Raw genomic sequence first — 19,151 nt, 5'->3', positions numbered from 1 at the left:
CATGCGTAGACGCATAGGCCCTGGGCGCGGCGTGGGTACGAGCCCGCACCATTCGTTTCACCACCAGGGTGCCGACATGCACACCCGTGGGGCGGCGACAGGCGTATCATTCGCCGCCGCGGTGCATGCCGTCGTTTGCCGTCGCGCCGGCAGCCCGGAAACGGGACAGCGCGGATGGCATACAACTTGCTTTTTCATGCGGACGGGCACTGGGCCCGCTATCCCATCGAATTCCTAGGAGCCTCCTTCCATGACAACCCGGTTCTCCTCTTCCGTGCCCGGATCCGCTCGCCGCGCCCTGCTCAAGCTGGGCCTGGCCGCCGGCGTCGTCCTGGCCGCCTCGGCCGCGCACGCGCAGGCGCCGGCCAAGGTCAAGGTGGCCGCGGTCTACACCGTGCCGGTGGAGCAGCAGTGGGTGTCGCGCATCCACAAGGCGCTGAACGCCGCCCGCGACCGCGGCGAGATCGAATATGCGTTCTCCGAAAACGTCAGCAACGCCGACTACGAGCGCGTGCTGCGCCAGTACGCCGAGCAGGGCAACAAGTTCATCGTGGGCGAGGCCTTCGCGGTCGAGTCCGCCGCGCGCAAGGTCGCCAAGGACTATCCCGCCACCGCCTTCCTGATGGGTTCCTCGGGCAAGCCGCAGGCGCCCAACTTTTCGGTGTTCGACAACTACATCCAGGAACCCGCCTATCTCACCGGCATGATCGCCGGCGGCATGACCAAGACGCATCGCATCGGCCTGGTGGGCGGCTATCCCATCCCCGAGGTCAACCGCCTGATGCAGGCCTTCATGTCCGGCGCCAAGGAAATCGATCCGCAGGTCGAGTTCACCGTCAGCTTCATCGGCTCGTGGTTCGATCCCCCCAAGGCCAAGGAAGCGGCCTTCGCCATGATCGACAAGGGCGCGGACGTGCTGTATGCCGAACGCTTCGGCGTATCGGATGCCGCGAAAGAGCGCGGCAAGCTCGCCATCGGCAACGTCGTCAACACGCAGTCGCAGTATCCCGACACCGTGGTGGCATCGGCCCTGTGGAACATGGAGCCGACCATCGCGCAGGCGCTGTCGCAGGTGAAGGCCGGCACGTTCAAGGCCGAAGACTACGGCCACTACTCGATGATGAAGCACAAGGGCTCCGAGCTGGCGCCGCTGGGCACGTTCGAGGGCAAGGTGCCCGCCGAGGTCATGGCCAAGGTGCAGGCCAGGCAGCAGGCCATCCTGGACGGCAGCTTCGTCGTGAAGGTCGTCGACAGCGAACCCAAGTCGACCGCCAAATGACGCAGCAGCCCGCCGCGCTGCGCCTGACCGGCATCACCAAGCGCTTCGGCAGCCTGACCGCCAACGACGACGTGTCGCTGTCGCTGGCGCCGGGCGAGGTGCTGGCCCTGCTGGGCGAGAACGGCGCCGGCAAGTCCACGCTGGTGTCCATCCTGTTCGGCCACTATGTGGCCGACGCCGGCAGCATCGAGGTGTTCGGGCAGTCGCTGCCGGCGGGTCGCCCCGACGCCGCGCTGGCCGCGGGCATCGGCATGGTGCACCAGCACTTCACGCTGGCCGACAACATGACGGTGCTGGACAACGTGATGGTCGGCACCGAATCGCTGTGGCGGCCGGCCTCGCGCCGGCGCCAGGCGCGCGCCAGGCTGGCAGAGCTGGGCCAGCGCTTCGGCCTGTCCGTGGCTCCGGACGCGCGCGTGGGCACGCTGTCGGTAGGCGAGAAACAGCGCGTCGAGATCCTGAAGGCGCTGTACCGCGGCGCGCGCGTGCTGATCCTGGACGAGCCCACCGCGGTGCTGACGCCGCAGGAATCGCAGGCACTGTTCGCCACGCTGCGCGAGTTCGTGGCGCAGGGCCTGGCGGTGATCTTCATCTCGCACAAGCTGGACGAGGTGATGGCCGTGTCGCAGCGCGTGGCCGTGCTTCGCCAGGGCAGGCTGGTGGCGGAGCGCGCCACCGCGGGCACCAATGCGGCAGAGCTTGCCGAACTCATGGTGGGCCGCAAGGTGGTGCTGCCGCGCGCGCAGGCCGCCACGGCCGCGCAGCAGGCCGCGCCGGTGGTGCGTCTGTCGCAGGTGGGTGTACGAGACGGGCGCGGAGGCGTGCCGCTGCTGCATCCGCTGGACCTGACCGTGCACGCGCACGAGATCGTGGCGGTGGCAGGCGTGGCGGGCAACGGCCAGCAGGCGCTGGTGTCGCTGCTGACGGGGCTGCGCGAGCCTTCCGAGGGCGCCATCCGGCTGGGACCCGAAAGCGCCTTGGCGCCATCCACGCCCGCGGGCTGGACCGTGGCCGGCGTGGGCCGCATCCCCGAAGACCGCCACCATGAAGGCGTGATCGGCGACAACCCCGTGTGGGAAAACGCCATCGTCGAGGACCTGCACGATCCGCGCTATGCGCGCTGGGGCCTGGTGCGCGCACGTGCCGCCCGCGAACATGCGAAGCGCCTGGCCAGCCGTTTCGACGTGCGCGCCGCCTCGCTGGACGTGCGCACCCGCAGCCTGTCGGGCGGCAACATGCAGAAGCTGGTGCTGGGCCGCGCGCTGCTGCGCGAACCGCGCCTCATCGTGGCCGACCAGCCCACCTGGGGCCTGGACATCGGCGCGGTGGCCTACGTACGCGAGCAGCTGCTGGCCGCCCGCGAACGCGGGGCCGGCATCCTGCTGGTCTCCGAAGACCTGGAAGAGATATTCGCGCTGGCCGACCGCATCGCCGTGCTGTGCGGCGGCAGGCTGGTGGACGTGCGGCCCACGGCGCAATGGACGCCGGCCACGGTCGGCCTGGCCATGACCGGCACGCCCCCGAAGGAAGACACCCTGCAATGATGAAGTACACCCTGGAACGCCGCGCCGATCCGAGCCGGCTGGCGCTGGCCACGGCGCCGCTGGCCGCCGTGGCGTGCACCCTGCTGGTGGGCATGCTGCTGGTGGCCTGGGCCGGCGCGCCCGTCGGCCGCACCTATGCCCTGCTGTTCGAAGGCGCCTTCGGCTCGCGCTTCGCGCTTTCCGAGACGTTGACGCGCGCCACTCCGCTGATGCTGACCGGCCTGGCCTGCGCCGTGGCCTTCCGGGCGCGCCTGTACAACATCGGCGCCGAGGGGCAGCTGTACATGGGCGCCTTGGCCGCGGTGGCCGTGGGCGGCATGCATGGCGGCGCCGCCTTCGACGTGCCCACGCCCTTGCTGTTCGGCGGAATGATGGCGACGGCCGCGCTGGCCGGCGCGCTGCTGCTGCTGATACCCGCGCTGCTGAAGGCTCGCCTGGGCGTGGACGAGGTGGTCACCACGCTGCTGGGCAACTTCATCGTGCTGCTGTTCGTGTCGATGATGCTGGACGGTCCCATGAAAGATCCCATGGCCATGGGTTGGCCGCAATCGGTGGCGCTGGACAGCGGCCTGGAGCTGGACAAGCTGATCGAACGCACGCGCGCCCACACGGGCCTGCTGTGGGGCGTGGGCCTGGCGGTGGCCCTGTGGCTGGTCAACCGCTACACCGTGTTCGGGTTCCAGATGCGCTCGGTGGGCGCCAACGCGCATGCCGCGCGCTTTCTTGGCCTGCCGGTGCAGCGCGTGATGCTGTGCACGGCCATGCTGTCCGGCGCGCTGGCTGGCCTGGCCGGCGCCATCGAAGTGGCCGGCCGCACCAGCTATGTCACGCTGGACATGTCGCCCGGCTACGGCTACAGCGGCGTGGTGGTCGCCATGCTGGCGGGCCTGCATCCGCTGGGCGTGGTGGCGGCCAGTGTGTTCGTGGCCGGCATGCTGGTCGGCGCCGACAGCATGAGCCGCGCGGTGGCCGTGCCCAACTACATCGCCGACGTCATCGTCGCCGTCGCGCTGCTGGCCATGCTGGTGGCGACGCTGTTCGCGCAGTACCGCCTGCGCCGCAATCCCTGAGGCCGCCACGATGGAATGGATAGAACTGCTGGGCTCGGCCCCGCTCTGGGTGGCCGTGCTGCGGCTGGCCACGCCGCTGATCCTGGGCACGCTGGGCGTGCTGCTATGCGAGCGCGCCGGCGTGCTGAACCTGGGCATCGAAGGCATCATGGTGGCCGGCGCGTTCAGCGGATGGCTGGTGGTGTACCTGGGCGCCCCGCTGTACGTCGGCCTGTTGGCGGCCGCGGCGGCGGGCGCCGTGTTCGGCCTGCTGCACGCGGCGCTTACCGTGGGCCTGGGCCTGTCGCAGCACGTCTCGGGCCTGGGCGTCACCATGCTGGCGACCAGCCTCAGCTACTTCGCCTATCGCGTCACGTTTCCCAGCGTCAATACGCCGCCCACCATTCAGCCGTTCGGCGAGATGAAGTTCCTGGCCGACATCCCCATTATCGGGCCCGCCCTGGCGGGCCAGACGCCGTTGACGCTGCTGGCGCTGGCCGCCGTGCCGCTGGTGGCCTGGGTGCTGAACCGCACGCCGCTCGGCCTGGCGGTGCGCATGGTGGGCGAGAACCCCGCCGCGGCCGAAGGCCAGGGCCTGTCCGTGGCGCGGCTGCGCACCGGCGCGGTGGTGGCGGGCTCTGCGCTGATGGGCCTGGCCGGCAGCTTCCTCACGCTGGCGGCCTTCAACGCCTTCTTCTTCAACATGGTGAACGGCCGCGGCTGGGTCTGCGTGGCGCTGGTCGTGTTCGCGTCCTGGCGGCCCGGCAAGGCCCTGTTGGGCGCGCTGGTGTTCGCCTTCTTCGATGCGCTGCAGCTGCGGCTGCAGCAGGGCGCGACCTCGCTGCCCGGCCTGCCCGAGCTGCCGTACCAGGTCTACCTGATGCTGCCGTATATTCTTTCCATCCTGGCCCTGGTGGTGATGGCGCGCCGCGCCGCGTATCCGCAGGCGCTGATGAAGCCCTACCGCAAGGGCGAACGCTGATCCCGATTCCGTACCCATGACTTTCGACCTGCTCATCACCCGCTGCATGCTGCCCGACGGGCGCGGCCTCGTCGACGTCGGCGTGTCCGCCGGCCGCATCGCCGCCATCGAGCCCTCGCTGCCCGCCGATGCCGGCCAGACCGTCGACGCCGCCGGCCAGCTGCTGTCCGCGCCCTTCGTCGATGCGCACTTCCACATGGATTCCACGCTGTCGTACGGCCTGCCGCGCGTGAACCAGTCCGGCACGCTGCTCGAGGGCATCTCGCTGTGGGGCGAGCTGAAGCCGCAGCTGACGCAGGATGCCCTGGTCGAACGCGCGCTGGCCTATTGCGACTGGGCCGTGGCGCGCGGCCTCCTGGCCATCCGCACCCATGTCGACGTGTGCGACCCGCGCCTCCTGGCCGTCGAGGCGCTGCTGCACGTGCGCGAGCGCGTGCGTCCCTACCTCGACCTGCAGCTGGTCGCCTTTCCGCAGGACGGCGTGCTGCGCTCGCCCGGCGCGCTGGACAACCTGAAGCGCGCGCTGGACATGGGCGTGGACGTGGTGGGCGGCATCCCGCATTTCGAGCGCACCATGGCTGATGGCGCCGAGTCGGTGCGCATCCTGTGCGAACTGGCCGCGGAACGCGGCCTGCGGGTGGACATGCATTGCGACGAAACCGACGACCCGCTGTCGCGCCACATCGAGTCGCTGGCCTGCCAGGCGCAGCGCCTGGGCCTGCAGGGCCGCATCACCGGCTCGCACCTGACGTCCATGCATTCGATGGACAACTACTACGTCTCCAAGCTGATCCCGCTGATCCGCGAGGCCGGCGTGGCGGCCATCGCCAACCCGCTGATCAACATCACGCTGCAGGGTCGTCACGACACCTATCCCAAACGGCGCGGCATGACGCGCGTGCCCGAACTGCTGGCCGCCGGCGTGCCGGTGGCCTTCGGCCACGACTGCGTGATGGACCCCTGGTACAGCATGGGATCGGGCGACATGCTGGAAGTCGCGCACATGGGCCTGCACGTGGCGCAGATGACCAGCCGCGACGGCATGCGCGCCTGTTTCGAGGCCGTCACCACCACGCCGGCCGCCATCCTCGGACTGGACGACACCGGCATCGCGGTGGGCAAGCGCGCCGACATGGTGCTGCTGCAAGCCTCGGATCCCGTCGAGGCGATCCGGCTGGGCGCGACCCGGCTGAAGGTATGGCGGGGCGGCAAGCTGGTGGCCGAGACGCCGCCGGCCACGGCCACGCTGCATCTCGAAGGGCGGCCGGAACAGGTGGATTTCAGGCTGGCGCGACGTTGAAGCGGCCTGCCCGAACGGTGATCCTCTAGAACGTCCGATTCGACTCCGTGTCGGGCGAGCGGCGGGCTCCTTCTCCCTTGGTCGTCGGGCTATACGCAGGTCAAGGCATACCAGGCGGGCGGGCCATCGCCATCGCCGCCTCCGTGGCCGCAACGAAGGCTTCGGCCAGCGCGGCATGCGGCGTCTGCGTTGCCCATACGATTCCCATGCGCCGCAGCGGCGCCGGCCCCAGCAGCGGCACGCGCACGATGCCTATGCTGTCCAGCCACTCCGGCGCCCAGTCCGGCACCAGCGACACGCCCAGCCCTTCGCGCACCATGCTGGCGATTGCCATCAACCCGTCGATTTCCAGGCGCTCGCGCGGCCGGATGCCGTGCTGGCGCAGGTAGCGGTCGGCCAGTCGCCCGCCCCAGGCCGCGCGGTCGTAACGTATGAAGGGTTGCTCGGCCATCAGCGCATGCGCGTCCCGCGAGGCGGAGCCGTGCGGCGCCAGCACCACCAGCGGCTCTTCGGCGACCGTACGCCACGCATAGCCCTTGGGCAGCGCGAACTGGGGCTGCACGATGAACGCGACGTCGACGTGCCCGCCCATCATGCGGTGATAAAGGTGGCTTGACGTGCCGGGTTCGACATACACCGCCAGCTTGGGATAGCGCCGATACAGCTGCGTCAGCACCGGCGGCATCACGCCGGTCAGCGCCGATACCGACACACCCACGCGCAACTCGCCCAGCGGGGCATCGTCGCGTGCGCTGGCGCGCAGGTCGCGCACATCGCGCAGCACCAGGCGGGCGCGTTCCAGCATGCGCAGTCCTGCCTCGGTGGGCTTCACGTGGCGGCCGGCGCGGCGCACCAGCGGCGTGCCCAGGTCTTGCTCGAGCGCCCGCACGCGCGCCGCAATGGCCGCCGGCGTCAGGTCCAGGCGGCGCGCCGCCTCGGCCAGCGACCCGGCCTCGACCACCGACACGAAACTCTGCAGAAATTGCGTCTCCACCGGCTCGTCTCCTTCGAGCCTCGTGCAGCGCGCAACAGACCCCAATAATTCTATGTTCTGAAAGCTGCACAAGCGGCTTTTCGCGCATACCCGCATGGTGCCAGAATCGATGTCTGCACCGCCGCGCAGGCGCCGCTTGCCGTTGCCCAGGAGACTTGCAATGACACAGACCACAGGACTTTCCGGCGTATTCTCGCCCGTACTCACCCCGTTCGACGCCGCGGGCCGCCCCAGCGCCGAACGCTTCGTCAAGCATTGCCGCTGGCTGCGCAACCAGGACGTGGGACTGGCCGTGTTCGGCACCAACTCCGAGGCGAACTCGCTGACGGTGGCCGAGAAGCAGCAACTGCTCGAGGCCCTGCTGGCGGCCGGCGTCGAACCTTCGGCGCTCATGCCCGGCACTGGCGCATGCGCGCTGCCCGATGCCATCACCCTGACGCGCAGCGCCGTGCAGGCCGGCTGCGCCGGCGTGCTGGTGCTGCCGCCGTTCTACTACAAGGGCGTCAGCGACGAAGGCCTGTTCCGCTACTTCGCCGGCCTGATCGAAGGCGTGGCCGACGAACGTCTGCGCATCTACCTGTACCACATCCCGCCTGTGGCCCAGGTGCCCATCAGCCTCGACCTGATCGACCGCCTGCTCGACCGCTACCCCGGCATCGTGGCCGGCGTGAAGGACAGCTCCGGCGACTGGAACAACACCTCCGCCATGCTCGAACGCCACGCACCGCGCGGCTTCCAGGTGTTCGCAGGCAGCGAAGTGTTCCTGCTGCGTACGCTGCGCGGCGGCGGCGCGGGCTGCATCACCGCCACGGGCAACGTCAATCCGGGTCCCATCGTCGAGTTGTTCAGGCACTGGCAGGATGCCGACGCGGATCAACGCCAGGCGGCGCTGGACGCCACGCGCGGCGTCTTCCAGCGCTATCCCATGATCCCCGCCATGAAGGCCGCCATCGCGTGGCAGTCGGGCGATGCCGAATGGCGCCACGTGCGTGCGCCGCTGGTCGAACTGGACAAGGCGCAGGCCGACGCCTTGTGCGCCGAACTGGAGAAGGTTGGCTTCAACATGCCGGATGCGAAATCGCTGGCAGGCTGACTCTGCTGCAGAGTCCTTGGAAATCCCGGTCCGGCGAGCACGCCGGACCGGGATTTTTTCTTTGCGATACCGCTGTCCACAACCGTGCCATTCTTGTCTCCGACCACGCGCCTGACTCCCTGAGACTGCGTTGAAATACGCGCTGCGTTGAATCAAGACAGGGGCCATTTATATGTTTCTGTGCTATAGTTTTGCGTGTCATAGAATGGCATCGTGAAAATATTCACGACTAAAGGCGTAACGCGATTCACCCGCCGCGAGGGAGTCCCCGACGCCAGCCTGAGAACGGCCATCGAGAGAGTCACACGAGGCTCCATCGACGCAGACCTGGGCGGCGGCCTCATCAAACAGCGCGTGGCCCGACCAGGCCAAGGACGGTCAGGCGGTTTTCGGATGATCTTGGCTTACCGTCAGGCCGACCGCGCTGTGTTCCTGTACGGATTTGCCAAGAACGACCGCGACAACGTCAGCAGCGACGAACTTCAGGCACTGCGGACCATCGGAGCGAACTGGCTTGCGGCGTCGGCTGCGATCATTCGGCAAGCGCTCGTCGATGGCGATTTACAGGAGATCGAACATGACCACCAAACGTAGCCGCCTAGGCGACGAACTCGTCGAAATGGCCGACGCGCAGCGCCGGCTGGGGATCATGGACACGGTGACACACGAGAAAATCACCGCCCGCCATCTCGGATCCACCGTATTGCCCACCGCTGAACCGATTACTGCCGAACAGGTGCGAGAAGTACGGGAAAAGGCGCGCCTGAGCCAGGCAGCGCTGGCGCGCTATCTCAACATGACGACGGGCTATGTTTCGCAGCTCGAGCGCGGCGCGACCCAGGCCAAGGGTCCGGCCCTGGCCTTGCTGAACGTCATCCGGCGCAAGGGAATCGAGGCGCTTTCCTGAGCACGCACCGCAGCGGCACGCGCAGGAACGCGCCCGTGCTTCAGCTGGTCACCCCGATATTCCAAGGCACGAACTCATGGTCTCCCAGCCCCAGCTCTTCGCTGCGGGTTCGCCCGCCTGAGGCCACGCGCAGGATCTCCTCGAATATCAGCTGGCCCATCTCGGCCATGGTGCGTGTTCCGTCCAGCACCTGTCCGCAGTTCACGTCCATGTCCTCCGTCAATCTCTCGTACATCGGCGTGTTCGTGGCCAGCTTGATCGACGGCACGGGCTTGGCGCCGAACATCGACCCGCGGCCCGTTGTGAAGCAGATGATATTGGCCCCACCCGCGATCTGGCCCGTGGCCGATACCGGATCGAAGCCGGGCGTATCCATGAACACGAACCCCGCCTGGCGCACCGGCTCCGCGTAGCGATATACCTCCATCAGCCCCGTGGTGCCGCCTTTCATCGACGAGCCCAGCGACTTCTCGAAGATGTTCGCCAGCCCGCCCATCTGGTTGCCCGGACTGACTTTGCCGTTGATCTGCACGTCGCGTCCAGGCGAGTACTCATCTTTCCACCAGCGGATGCGCTGCACCAGTTTCTCGCCCACCTCGCGGCTGCGCGCGCGCGAGGTCAACGTGTGCTCCACACCGTAGATTTCAGGGGTCTCCGACAGGATCGCCGTGCCGCCATGCCGCACCAGGATGTCCATGGCCGCGCCCAGCGCCGGATTCGCCGTGATGGACGAGAAGCCATCCGATCCGCCGCACTGCAGGCCGATCTTCAGGTGCCGCGCCGACACCGTGCGCCGCTGCACGTCGTTCGCGGCGGGCAGCATCTCGCGCACCGCGGCCACGCCGGCCTCGATGGTCTTGCGCGTGCCTCCCGTCTCCTGCATGACGAAAGTGCGGATGCGTTCGCCGGCCTGCAGGCCCTGGTCCTTCAGCAGCGCATCCAGCTGGTTGCGCTCGCAACCCAGCCCCACGATCAGCACACCCGCGAAATTGGCGTGACAGGCATAGCCGCCGATGGTCCGGCGCAGCAGGTCCATCGGCTCGCCGGACATCTCCATGCCGCAGCCCAGGCCGTGGCTCAACGCCACCACGCCGTCCACGTTGGGATACTGCGCCATCACATCTGGCGTGAAGGCCTCGGCGATGCGATGCACCACCGTCGCCGAACAGTTCACCGTGGACAGGATGCCCACGAAGTTGCGCGTGCCCACCTGGCCATTGGCGCGCACGATGCCCTGGAACGTGGCCTGCCTTTCTTCGGCCAGCACCTCGGTGGCCACGTAATCGCGGCCATGAGCATAGTCGCGGTCGAACTCGCGGAACTCGGTGTTGTGCGAGTGCACGTAAGTGCCGGCCGGAATGTCCGCGGCGGCAAAGCCGATACAGACGTTGTATTTCAGGATGGGCTCGCCCTGGCGCAGGTCGCGCGCGGCGATCTTGTGGCCCGCGGGCACCTGGCTGCGCGAGACGAAGCCCTCGTCCGGCACGGCGGTGCCGATGCCCACGGGAATGCGCGCCACCACGATATTGTCGGAGGGATGCAGGCGGATGACCGGGCCGCTGGCCCGCTTGGAAGAATGATCGATCATGGCAGGTATGCCGCGCGCGGCGGGTCGGTTCATTCGGGACGGATGCCGAGGTCGCGGATGGTCGACGCCCAGCGTGGAACTTCCTGGTTGATGAAGGACGAGAACCGGGCCGGGTCGGTACCCACGATGGTGAAACCCTGCTCGGACAGCTTGCCGCGCGTGGCCGGATCTTCCAGCGAGGCGCGCACCGCGCCGTACAGCTTGTCTACCACGGGCTGCGGGGTCTGGGCCGGCGCGAAGATGCCGTACCACGTCAGCACCTCGAAGCCGTCATGGCCGGACTCGGCCATGGTGGGCAGATCGCCCGCGTTGGGATCGCGCTTCAGGCTGGTCACGGCCAATGCACGCAGCTGCCCCGATTTCACATATGGCATGGCCACGGGCAGGTTGGCGAACATGTACGGCACCTGACCGCCGAGCACGTCGGTGATGGCCGGCGCCTCGCCCTTGTACGGCACGTGCGTCACGGCCACCTTCAGGCGGTGCGAATACAGTTCACCCGCGATGTGCTGCGGCCCGCCCTGGCCCGAGGACGCATAAGTGGTGGCGCCGCTGCCGGCCTTGCGGATCTGCTCGTCCAGCTCGGCCACGGTCTTTGCCTGCACCAGCTTGGGATTGACCACCAGCACCAGCGGCATCGACACCATCATCGATACCGGCTTGAAATCCTTGAGTGGGCTGAAAGGCAGCTGCGGATACAGCGAGGGCGCCACCAGCATGGTGGATTGCGACCCGAGGAACAGCGAATAGCCGTCCGGCTTGGAACGCGCCACGTTGTCGGCCGCGATGGTGCCGGTGGCGCCGGGCCGGTTCTCCACGACCACCTGTTGGCCCAGGGCCTGGGAAGCGCGAGCGCCGATCAGGCGCGCCACCACGTCGGCGCCGCCGCCGGGGGCGAAGCCCACCACCAGGCGCAGCGGCCGGTCGGGAAAGGCTTCGTCGGCGCCGGCCTGGGCAGACAGGCCCAGCGTCAGCGCGAACGTACAGCAGGCAAGGGCGGACCGGCCCAGCAGGGGCCGCAACGGCAAGGTGAACATGGCAGTCTCCGGTTTTGTAGGTATGTGCCTGGCCGGACGACGTGCGCGCCGCCCGGATGGCCAGGAACATTCTGGACATCCGGATGCAGCGGTTCAAGCATGCTTCGATAGGTTCAGAACATAAGTTTTTTATGTTCCGGATGATGCGGGCCCGTGCAGGTGCAGCGGGCAAAGCGCATTACGCCGGCTTGCGCGCCGCCGTGACGATGATCTCCACCAGCAGTTCCGGCGCGGCCAGCTTGGCTTCGCACGTGGCACGCGTGGGCATGGCGTCGGCGGGAGCCCACTCTGCCCACACCGCGTTCATGCCGTTGAAGTCGCGGTCGATGTCCGCAAGCCAGATCTGCACCTGCAGCATGCGCGACTTGTCGGTGCCGGCCTGCGCCAGGAAACCGTCGATCTTGGCCAGCACGTCGCGCGTCTGCTCGGTGATGCCGCCCGGGCTGCGCGACGTCACGCCGGCGATGTAGACCGTATCGCCGTGGATGACGATGCGGCTGAGTTTGGCATTGGAATCGATACGAACGATGTCGTCCATTCGGTACTGCTCCTTGAGAGAGTGGTTGCGATCACTGCGGACCGGATGCAAGCCCGGTGCGCGCGAAGCGACCGATGCTGAAAGCTTCGATGGGCAGGCTGGCCTGGCCCGTGGTGACCAGTTCGGCCAGCAACCGCCCCACGACGGGCCCCAGCTCGAAGCCATGCGCAGAGAAGCCGAAGGCGTGGAAGGCGTTCTCGCGGCGCAGGCTGGGGCCGATGACGGGAATCTCGTCGGGCATGGCGGCCTCGATGCCGGCCCAGCCCCGGTTGACGATGGCGTCGGCCATGTGCGGAAACAGGGCGCACACCGTGCGCGCGCCTTCGCCCAGCGATCGGAAGTCCAGCTCGGTCCATTCTTCGTCGCGGTCCACCCAGGCGCGCCGGCCGCCGCCGATCAGCACGGTGCCGTTGGCGCGCTGCTTGAAAGACAGCGGGCGCCCCGTGCCCAGCACCACCGCGTCAAGAAAGTGCGGCATGCGCAGCGTGACCAGCATCATCGGGCTGATGGGCTGCAGCGGCACCGGCTCGTCCCACTGCGCCGCCAGGCGGTCGGCCCACGCGCCGGCGCAGTTGATCAGCGTGGGCGCGGTGTACCGGCCCGCGCTGGTCGACACGATCCATTGCGCGCCTTCGCGCCGCGTCTCGTGCACGCGCACGCCTTCCATGAAGCGCGCGCCCAGGCTGGCCGCCTTGCGGCGGAACGCCAAGGTCGTGCGATAAGGATCGGCGGCCGCATCGCCGCGCGCGATCAGGCCGCCGCGCACCGTGGGCACGATGCGCGGCATCATGGCGCGCAGTTCGTCGGCGTCTATCCATTCCTCGTGCGTGTAGCCATGCGACTGCATGGCCTGCAGCCGTGCGCGCAGCGTCGCCACGTCCGCGTCATTCTCGGCCACGCGCACCTGGCCGTGCTGCTCGAAGCCGCAGTCGTCGTCGACCAGGCTGCCGATGTCGTACCAGATCTCGCGCGAGGCCAGCGCCAGCGGCACCTCGGCCAGGTGGCGCGACAGCGTGCGCACGCCGCCCGCGTTCACGCCCGAGGCGTGGCGGCCGACGTAGTTCTTTTCGATGACCAGCGCCTGGATGCCGGCGCGCGCCAGGTGCAGCGCGGCCGAGCTGCCATGCAGCCCGCCGCCCACGATGATGACCTGCGCGCTGTGTCCGCCGTCCATGTCATTTCTTCAGGCGCACCACCGCCTCGCGCGAGGCGTCGGTCTGCGGCAGCGACGCCAGCTCGCCCAGCGTAAGGGGCTTGGTCGGAAAACGCAGGCGGTAATAGCCCACCTCGCTGACCGGCACCTTGCGCTCGTCGGCGATCAGTTCGCTGACGGTGAGCCCGCAGAAGCGGCCCTGGCAGGGCCCCATGCCGCAGCGTAGGAAGGCCTTCATCTGGTTCGGCCCCGAACAGCCCAGCGCCACCGTCTCGCGCACCTGCTGGGCCGTGACCTCTTCGCAGCGGCACACGATGGTGTCGCCCGTGGGACGGCGATAGGCTTCGGGCGCCTTGTACAGCGTGTCGAAGAAGGCACGTCCGCGCACGGCGCGCGACAGCGCCTGGCGATGCGGCCCGGCCTCGCGGTCGCGTATCGCGGCGTCGATGCGGCCCAGCGTCGCCGCGGCCTGCAAGGCCGCCAGCCGGCCGCGGTGTTCGGCGGCCAGCGCGCCGGCGATGCCGGCGCCATCGCCCGCGATACCGATGCCCGCCACCGAGGTGGCGCCCCATTCGTCCACTCGCGGCTGCCAGCAGTCCAGCGCGTCGTTCCATTCGTGCTCGGCGCCGACGGCGCGCGACAGGTTCACGTTAGGCACCACGCCCTGGTGCAGCAACAACTGCTCGGCCGGCGCCTCGTGCTGCCTGCCGCTGGCGCGGTAACGCACCGATTCCAGCTTGTCCCGGCCCAACGCCTGCAGGTCCTGCACGTTCTTCACAATGGGCACGGCAGCCTTCACCGCGCGCATCAGCTTCAGTCCCTTGCCCAGGTACGGCGAACGCAGGAAGTCCCACACGTGCGGCAGCGCCTGCGTCATGCGGCCCGCCGGCGTGGTCTCGAGCAGCACGTCGATCTTCGCGCCCGCGTTCAGGTACTGCCACGCCACCAGGTACAGCAGCGGACCGCAGCCCGCCAGCACCGTGGGACCGGTGGGCACCAGGCCCGCCGACTTCAGCAGGATCTGCGCCGCGCCCGCGGTGATGACCCCGGGCAGCGTCCACCCGGGAATGGGAAAGGGCCGCTCTTGCGCACCGGTGGCCAGCAGGATGTGGCGCGCCACCGCCATGTGCGCCTCGCCGCCGACCGAATAGGCGATCTCGAAGCCCTGGTCGGGCTGCTCGGCCGTCATGCGCGAAATGGCCCACACCGTGGCGCCGGGCTGGTACCTCGCGCCGCTGGCGCGGAACGGTTCGATCAGGCTGGCGCCATGCCAATAGTCTTCGCCCAGGATGCGCCGGTCGGCCACCGGCGTGCTCGTGATGGCGCGGTAGATCTGCCCGCCAGGCGCCGGCTGCTCGTCCAGCAGCAAGGTGTCCACGCCGAGCCGGGCCGCGGTGGCGGCGGCCGCCAGGCCCGCCGGTCCGGCGCCGATCACCAGCAGTTCGCAACGAACGGGCGTCATGCCAGCACCTCGCGCGCGCCGCGCTGGCGCTCCACGCGCATGCCCTCGCACACCGGCGTCATGCATGCCTGCCGGTTGGGCTGGCCGTCTATGGTGACCAGGCAGTCGTAGCAGACGCCCATCATGCAGTAAGGGCCGCGCGGCACTTCACTGACGGCGGTGTCGCGGCACGCGGCATGTCCGCCCGCGAACAGGGCCGCCGCCACGCTGTCGCCCTCGCGGCAGCGCAGCTCGGCGCCATCGACGGTGATGCGCACCGGCGCGCGTCCGGCCTGAACGGCGGCCGCCTCAAGCCTCTTGAACATGAAACCTCCGGGTGGAAAACGGCGCCATGTCGTCGGCCAGCGCGCCGGCGGCGATCATGGGAGCGAGTTTGAGCGCATGGGCCGCGGCCAGCGTGACGCCGCTATGGCAAGTCGCCACAAAGGCGCCCGGACAGGTCTCGGACTCCTGGTAGATGGGAAACCCGTCGCGCGACATCACGCGCAGCGCGGCCCACGACCGCACCACGCGCACGTCGCGCAGCGCGGGCAGCGTGCGCACCGCGCGGTCGGCCAGCGTGCCCAGCACGGGCAGCCCGGCGATCTCGTCGGCATAGCCGGCCTCTTCCTGCGAGTCGCCGATCAGCCACGAGCCCTCGTCCATCTGGCGCAGCGTGCTGAAGGGCGTATGCAGCACCCGGCGCGTGCGTTCCAGCACGATGATCTGGCCGCGCTGCGGCCGTATCGGCAGGTCCAGGCCGACCTGGCGGCCCAGGTGGGGATTGCCCAAGCCGCTCGCCAGCACCAGCCGCCCCGCGCGCACGGCGCCCTGCGGCGTATCGATGTGGAACACGCCGTCATCGCGGCGGATGGCCGTGGCGCGGCGGCGCGGCAGGTAGTCGACGCCCTCGCGCGACATGGCCGTGTGCAGGGCGCGCAGGAGCTTCAGGGGATTGGCGATGCCGTCCACCGGCGTCCACGTGGCGCCGCGCACCTCCGGACCGATGCCGGGCACCATGTCGGCCAGCTCGTGGCGGTCGAGCAGTTTCCACGGATACTGCGGCATGTCCGGCTGCGCCTGCAGCGTGGTCATGAACTTCACGCGCGCTTCCACTTCCTCGTCGGACAGCAGCGCGTGCAGGCCGCCGCGCTGCTCCAGGCGCACGTCGACGCCGGTCTTGTCCAGCAGCTCGGCCGCCAGTTGCGGCCACAGCCCGGCGGACGACATGGTCCATGCGCCATAGCGCGGCATGCCCATGCCCTTGCTCTGCACCCAGACCAGCCCGAAGTTGCCGCGCGAGGCGCGAAAGGCCACGTCGTCCTCGTCCAGCACCGCCACGCGGGCAAGCGTGCGCCGCAGGCCGTAGGCCACGGCCGAGCCCACCAATCCGCCGCCTATCACCACGGCGTCGTAGACGCCGCCCTGCGGCTTCGCACCCCCGGGCGGCGGGGGAACCGTCTGTTGATTCATCAACGTCCTTTTCCGACAAACAGCTTTTCCAGACCGATCAGGCGATCCAGGATGAAAATGGCGATCGCCGTCGCGTAGATCAGCACCGCGGACACCGCGGTGACCAGCGGATCGATGGTGTCCTCGATGTGCAAGAAGATGCGCACCGGCAGCGTGGTGGTCGACGGCGAGGCGATGAAGATGGACATCGTCAGCTCGTCGAAGCTGGTGATGAAGGCAATGACCCACCCGCTGATCACGCCGGGCAGCACCAGCGGCAGCACCACGCGCCGGAAAGCCGTCCAGTTCGATGCCCCCAGCGACAGCGCGGCACGCTCCAGCGCGGGATCTATGCCGGTGGCCGACGCCAGCACCAGGCGTAGCGCATACGGCATGATGATGATGGTGTGCGCCACCACCAGGCCGAAGTAGGTTCCCACCAGGCCCACGCTGGTGAAGAACTTGAGGAACGCGAGGCCCAGCACCACGTGCGGGATCATCAGCGGCGACATGAAGAAGGCCAGCAATGCCTCGCGGCCGCGGAAGCGGTAGCGCGCCACGGCCAGCGCGGCCGGCACGGCAAGCAGGATGGCCAGCGTGGCCGACAGCGCGCCCAGGCCCATGCTGAACCAGAACGCATCGACGAAGCGCGGGTTGTCGGCGATGGCGCGGAACCAGCGCAGCGACAGCCCGCCGGTGGGCAGCGAGATAAAGCCTTCCGAAGTGAAGGCCACCGCGCACACCATGACGATGGGCGCCAGGATGAAGGCGATGAATACCGTATGGAACAGCAGCGCCAGCGGGCCGTTGCGCGAAATGGTCGACGCGCCTTCGTGCTTCGCGCTGCGGAATGCACCCTTGAGGCGGCTCGGCAGGCTCATGTCGTCCCCTGGTTGAAGACCGCGCCATAGCGGCGCTCGACCATGCGGTTGGCGGCCAGCAGCACCACCACGGTGGCCACCAGCAGCAGCATGGCCAGGGCGGCGCCCAGCGGCCAGTTGAGCGTGTTCAGGAATTCGTCGTAGGCGGCCGTGGCCACCGTCTTCAGGCGCCGTCCGCCGATGATGGCCGGCGTGGCGAACGCGCTGGCCGCCATGGCGAACACCATGATGGAGCCCGACAGGATGCCCGGCATGACCTGCGGAACGATCACCCGGCGGATCATCGTGAAATGGCTGGCGCCCAGCGACAGCGCGGCCGCCTCGGTGGACGGATTGATACGCTGCAGCGAGGCCCACACCGCGATCACCATGAAGGGCACCAGCACGTGCGTCAGCGCGACGGCCACGCCGACGTTGCTGTACATCAGGCTGACCGGCGACGAGATCAGCCCCAGCGCCAGCAGCGCCTTGCTGACGAGCCCCGTGGAGCCGAACAGCAGCGCCCAGCCCAGCGTGCGCACCACCACCGAGATCAGCAGCGGGCCCAGCACCACCATCAGGAACAGCCCCTTCCACGGATTGGCCATGCGCGACAGCACATACGCCTCGGCGGTGCCCAGCACCAGGCAGGCCAGCGTGACGGCCGCCGCCACGCCGAAGGTGCGCGCATAGATTTCGTAGTAATAGCCGTCGGTGAGGATCTCGGCGTAGTTGTCCCACGAGAAGGCCTGCTGCATGCCGCCGTAGAACTCGAAATTGAAGAAACTGACCAGGAACACCAGCGCCAGCGGCACCGCCAGGAACGTGCCGTACACGACCATGGCGGGAGTGCTGAGCACCCACGGATTGGCGCGCTGGTTCATCGCGCCGCCTCGCCCACCGGCCGCATGTCCTGCGCGCGCCAGCGCAGGTGCACCGGACTGCCCTCCTGCGGCACCGGCACGCCGTCGTTCTGGCGGATCACCAGCACGTCGCCCACCGAGGTCTCGACCTGGCACAGCCAATGGTTGCCCTGGAACACGCGCGCCTTCAGGCGCCCGGGCAGGGCGCAGGCCGAGGCCTCGCCGAACGATATCTTCTCGGGACGCACGATGACGGCGCCCGACGGCATGGGCTCGCCTTCCAGCGCGATGCGCGCCTCGCCGATGCCCGCACGCGGCTCGCCTTCGTGCTGTACCGCCAGCGGCGTGAACAGGTTGGCCTTGCCGAGGAAGCCGCCCACGAAGCGGCTGACCGGCGCCTCATAGGCCGAGAACGGATCGGCCACCTGTTCGGCGCGACCCTGGTTCATCACGACGATGCGGTCCGACAGCGCCAGCGCCTCGGACTGGTCGTGCGTAACCAGAATGGTGGTGGTGCCCACGGTGCGCTGGATACTGCGCAGTTCGAGCTGCATTTCCTCGCGCAGCTTGGCGTCCAGGTTCGACAGCGGCTCGTCCAGCAGCAGCACGGCCGGCTTGATCACCAGCGCGCGCGCCAGCGCCACGCGCTGCTGCTGCCCGCCCGACATGCGCGCCGGATGACGGTCGGCCAGGTGCGACAGGCCCACCAGCTCGAGCGTCTCGCCCACGCGCTTCGTGCGCTCGGCGCGCGACACGCCGCGCATCTCCAGGCCGAAGGCCACGTTTTCGGCGGCCGTCATGTGCGGAAACAGCGCATAGTTCTGGAACACCATGCCCAGGCCGCGCTTGTTGGCCGGCGTGCGGCCCAGGTCGCGGCCATCGAGCACGATGCTGCCCGCGGAGGGTTCGACGAAGCCCGCGATCATCTGCAGCGTGGTGGTCTTGCCGCAGCCCGACGGGCCCAGCAGCGACACGAATTCGCCGCGATTGACGGACAGGCTCACGCCGTCCACCGCGACCATGTCGCCGTAGCGCTTGGTCAGGCCGTTCAGTACCAGATAACTCATGTCC

19 protein-coding genes are annotated in these 19,151 nt (G+C 68.8%); 8 read left to right on the top strand and 11 right to left on the bottom strand.

The genetic code is table 11. From position 1 onward, the window contains the following. Positions 1-250: 250 nt before the first annotated feature. Genes CAL15_RS00260 through CAL15_RS00240 form a run of 5 tightly spaced genes read left to right on the top strand, consistent with a single transcriptional unit; the run spans position 251 to position 6,154 of the window. The gene (locus CAL15_RS00260) at positions 251-1,279 is read left to right on the top strand and encodes a BMP family protein (RefSeq protein ID WP_086076784.1); all 1,029 of its coding nucleotides are present in this window, start codon (positions 251-253) and stop codon (positions 1,277-1,279) included. After that, positions 1,276-2,823: an ABC transporter ATP-binding protein gene (locus CAL15_RS00255; RefSeq protein ID WP_086076783.1), complete on the top strand. Its 1,548-nt coding sequence runs from the start codon at positions 1,276-1,278 to the stop codon at positions 2,821-2,823. The genes CAL15_RS00260 and CAL15_RS00255 overlap by 4 nt, the downstream gene beginning before the upstream one ends. Then, on the top strand, positions 2,823-3,893 hold the full coding sequence (locus CAL15_RS00250; protein WP_086080847.1) for an ABC transporter permease: 1,071 nt from the start codon (positions 2,823-2,825) through the stop codon (positions 3,891-3,893). Before CAL15_RS00255 ends, CAL15_RS00250 begins: the two co-directional genes overlap by 1 nt. Before the next feature lie 10 nt (positions 3,894-3,903). Next, positions 3,904-4,854: an ABC transporter permease gene (locus CAL15_RS00245; RefSeq protein ID WP_086076782.1), complete on the top strand. Its 951-nt coding sequence runs from the start codon at positions 3,904-3,906 to the stop codon at positions 4,852-4,854. A 16-nt stretch (positions 4,855-4,870) separates the two neighbouring features. Continuing rightward, the gene (locus tag CAL15_RS00240) at positions 4,871-6,154 is read left to right on the top strand and encodes an amidohydrolase family protein (RefSeq protein WP_086076781.1); all 1,284 of its coding nucleotides are present in this window, start codon (positions 4,871-4,873) and stop codon (positions 6,152-6,154) included. Positions 6,155-6,254: 100 nt separating this feature from the next. Here CAL15_RS00240 and CAL15_RS00235 read toward each other — a convergent pair whose 3' ends face one another. Then, on the bottom strand, positions 6,255-7,148 hold the full coding sequence (locus CAL15_RS00235) for a LysR family transcriptional regulator (RefSeq protein ID WP_086076780.1): 894 nt from the start codon (positions 7,146-7,148) through the stop codon (positions 6,255-6,257). A gap of 160 nt (positions 7,149-7,308) precedes the next feature. Here CAL15_RS00235 and CAL15_RS00230 point away from each other — a divergent pair, with 160 nt between their 5' ends. The 3 genes from CAL15_RS00230 (at position 7,309) to CAL15_RS00220 (ending at position 9,148) form a co-directional block, all read left to right on the top strand. Then, positions 7,309-8,241 (top strand): dihydrodipicolinate synthase family protein, encoded by a 933-nt coding sequence (locus CAL15_RS00230; RefSeq protein WP_086076779.1) that lies wholly within the window; start codon positions 7,309-7,311, stop codon positions 8,239-8,241. 213 nt (positions 8,242-8,454) lie between these two features. Continuing rightward, positions 8,455-8,835: a type II toxin-antitoxin system RelE/ParE family toxin gene (locus CAL15_RS00225; RefSeq protein ID WP_086076778.1), complete on the top strand. Its 381-nt coding sequence runs from the start codon at positions 8,455-8,457 to the stop codon at positions 8,833-8,835. Beyond that, positions 8,819-9,148, top strand: coding sequence for a helix-turn-helix domain-containing protein (locus tag CAL15_RS00220; RefSeq protein ID WP_086076777.1), 330 nt, complete (start codon positions 8,819-8,821; stop codon positions 9,146-9,148). Before CAL15_RS00225 ends, CAL15_RS00220 begins: the two co-directional genes overlap by 17 nt. A gap of 40 nt (positions 9,149-9,188) precedes the next feature. On the opposite strand, the gene CAL15_RS00215 is transcribed toward CAL15_RS00220, so the two are convergent. From CAL15_RS00215 to CAL15_RS00170, 10 genes are all read right to left on the bottom strand, one after another. Further along, complete coding sequence (locus CAL15_RS00215) at positions 9,189-10,736, bottom strand: UxaA family hydrolase (RefSeq protein WP_086076776.1); 1,548 nt, start codon at positions 10,734-10,736, stop codon at positions 9,189-9,191. A 29-nt stretch (positions 10,737-10,765) separates the two neighbouring features. Further along, entirely contained in the window at positions 10,766-11,773 is a 1,008-nt protein-coding gene (locus CAL15_RS00210) for a Bug family tripartite tricarboxylate transporter substrate binding protein (RefSeq protein ID WP_086076775.1), read from the bottom strand. A gap of 178 nt (positions 11,774-11,951) precedes the next feature. Further along, on the bottom strand, positions 11,952-12,311 hold the full coding sequence (locus CAL15_RS00205; RefSeq protein ID WP_086076774.1) for a RidA family protein: 360 nt from the start codon (positions 12,309-12,311) through the stop codon (positions 11,952-11,954). 31 nt (positions 12,312-12,342) lie between these two features. Further along, complete coding sequence (locus tag CAL15_RS00200; RefSeq protein WP_086076773.1) at positions 12,343-13,485, bottom strand: NAD(P)/FAD-dependent oxidoreductase; 1,143 nt, start codon at positions 13,483-13,485, stop codon at positions 12,343-12,345. A 1-nt stretch (position 13,486) separates the two neighbouring features. After that, positions 13,487-14,926 (bottom strand): FAD/NAD(P)-dependent oxidoreductase, encoded by a 1,440-nt coding sequence (locus CAL15_RS00195; RefSeq protein WP_086076772.1) that lies wholly within the window; start codon positions 14,924-14,926, stop codon positions 13,487-13,489. Beyond that, the gene (locus tag CAL15_RS00190) at positions 14,923-15,231 is read right to left on the bottom strand and encodes a (2Fe-2S)-binding protein (protein WP_086076771.1); all 309 of its coding nucleotides are present in this window, start codon (positions 15,229-15,231) and stop codon (positions 14,923-14,925) included. Before CAL15_RS00190 ends, CAL15_RS00195 begins: the two co-directional genes overlap by 4 nt. Beyond that, a complete protein-coding gene (locus tag CAL15_RS00185) occupies positions 15,215-16,378 on the bottom strand; it encodes an NAD(P)/FAD-dependent oxidoreductase (protein ID WP_086076770.1) in 1,164 nt (387 codons plus the stop codon). Before CAL15_RS00185 ends, CAL15_RS00190 begins: the two co-directional genes overlap by 17 nt. Further along, entirely contained in the window at positions 16,378-17,175 is a 798-nt protein-coding gene (locus tag CAL15_RS00180) for an ABC transporter permease (protein WP_198299212.1), read from the bottom strand. Before CAL15_RS00180 ends, CAL15_RS00185 begins: the two co-directional genes overlap by 1 nt. A gap of 59 nt (positions 17,176-17,234) precedes the next feature. Continuing rightward, entirely contained in the window at positions 17,235-18,101 is an 867-nt protein-coding gene (locus CAL15_RS00175) for an ABC transporter permease (RefSeq protein ID WP_086076768.1), read from the bottom strand. Next, a complete protein-coding gene (locus tag CAL15_RS00170; protein ID WP_086076767.1) occupies positions 18,098-19,147 on the bottom strand; it encodes an ABC transporter ATP-binding protein in 1,050 nt (349 codons plus the stop codon). Before CAL15_RS00170 ends, CAL15_RS00175 begins: the two co-directional genes overlap by 4 nt. Positions 19,148-19,151 lie beyond the last annotated feature (4 nt).

The sequence above is a fragment of the Bordetella genomosp. 13 genome (assembly GCF_002119665.1).
In the GTDB taxonomy this organism is placed as follows: Bacteria; Pseudomonadota; Gammaproteobacteria; order Burkholderiales; family Burkholderiaceae_B; genus Bordetella.
Note: the sequence above shows the minus strand (reverse complement) of the source record. Positions and strands in the feature narration are given on the sequence as shown.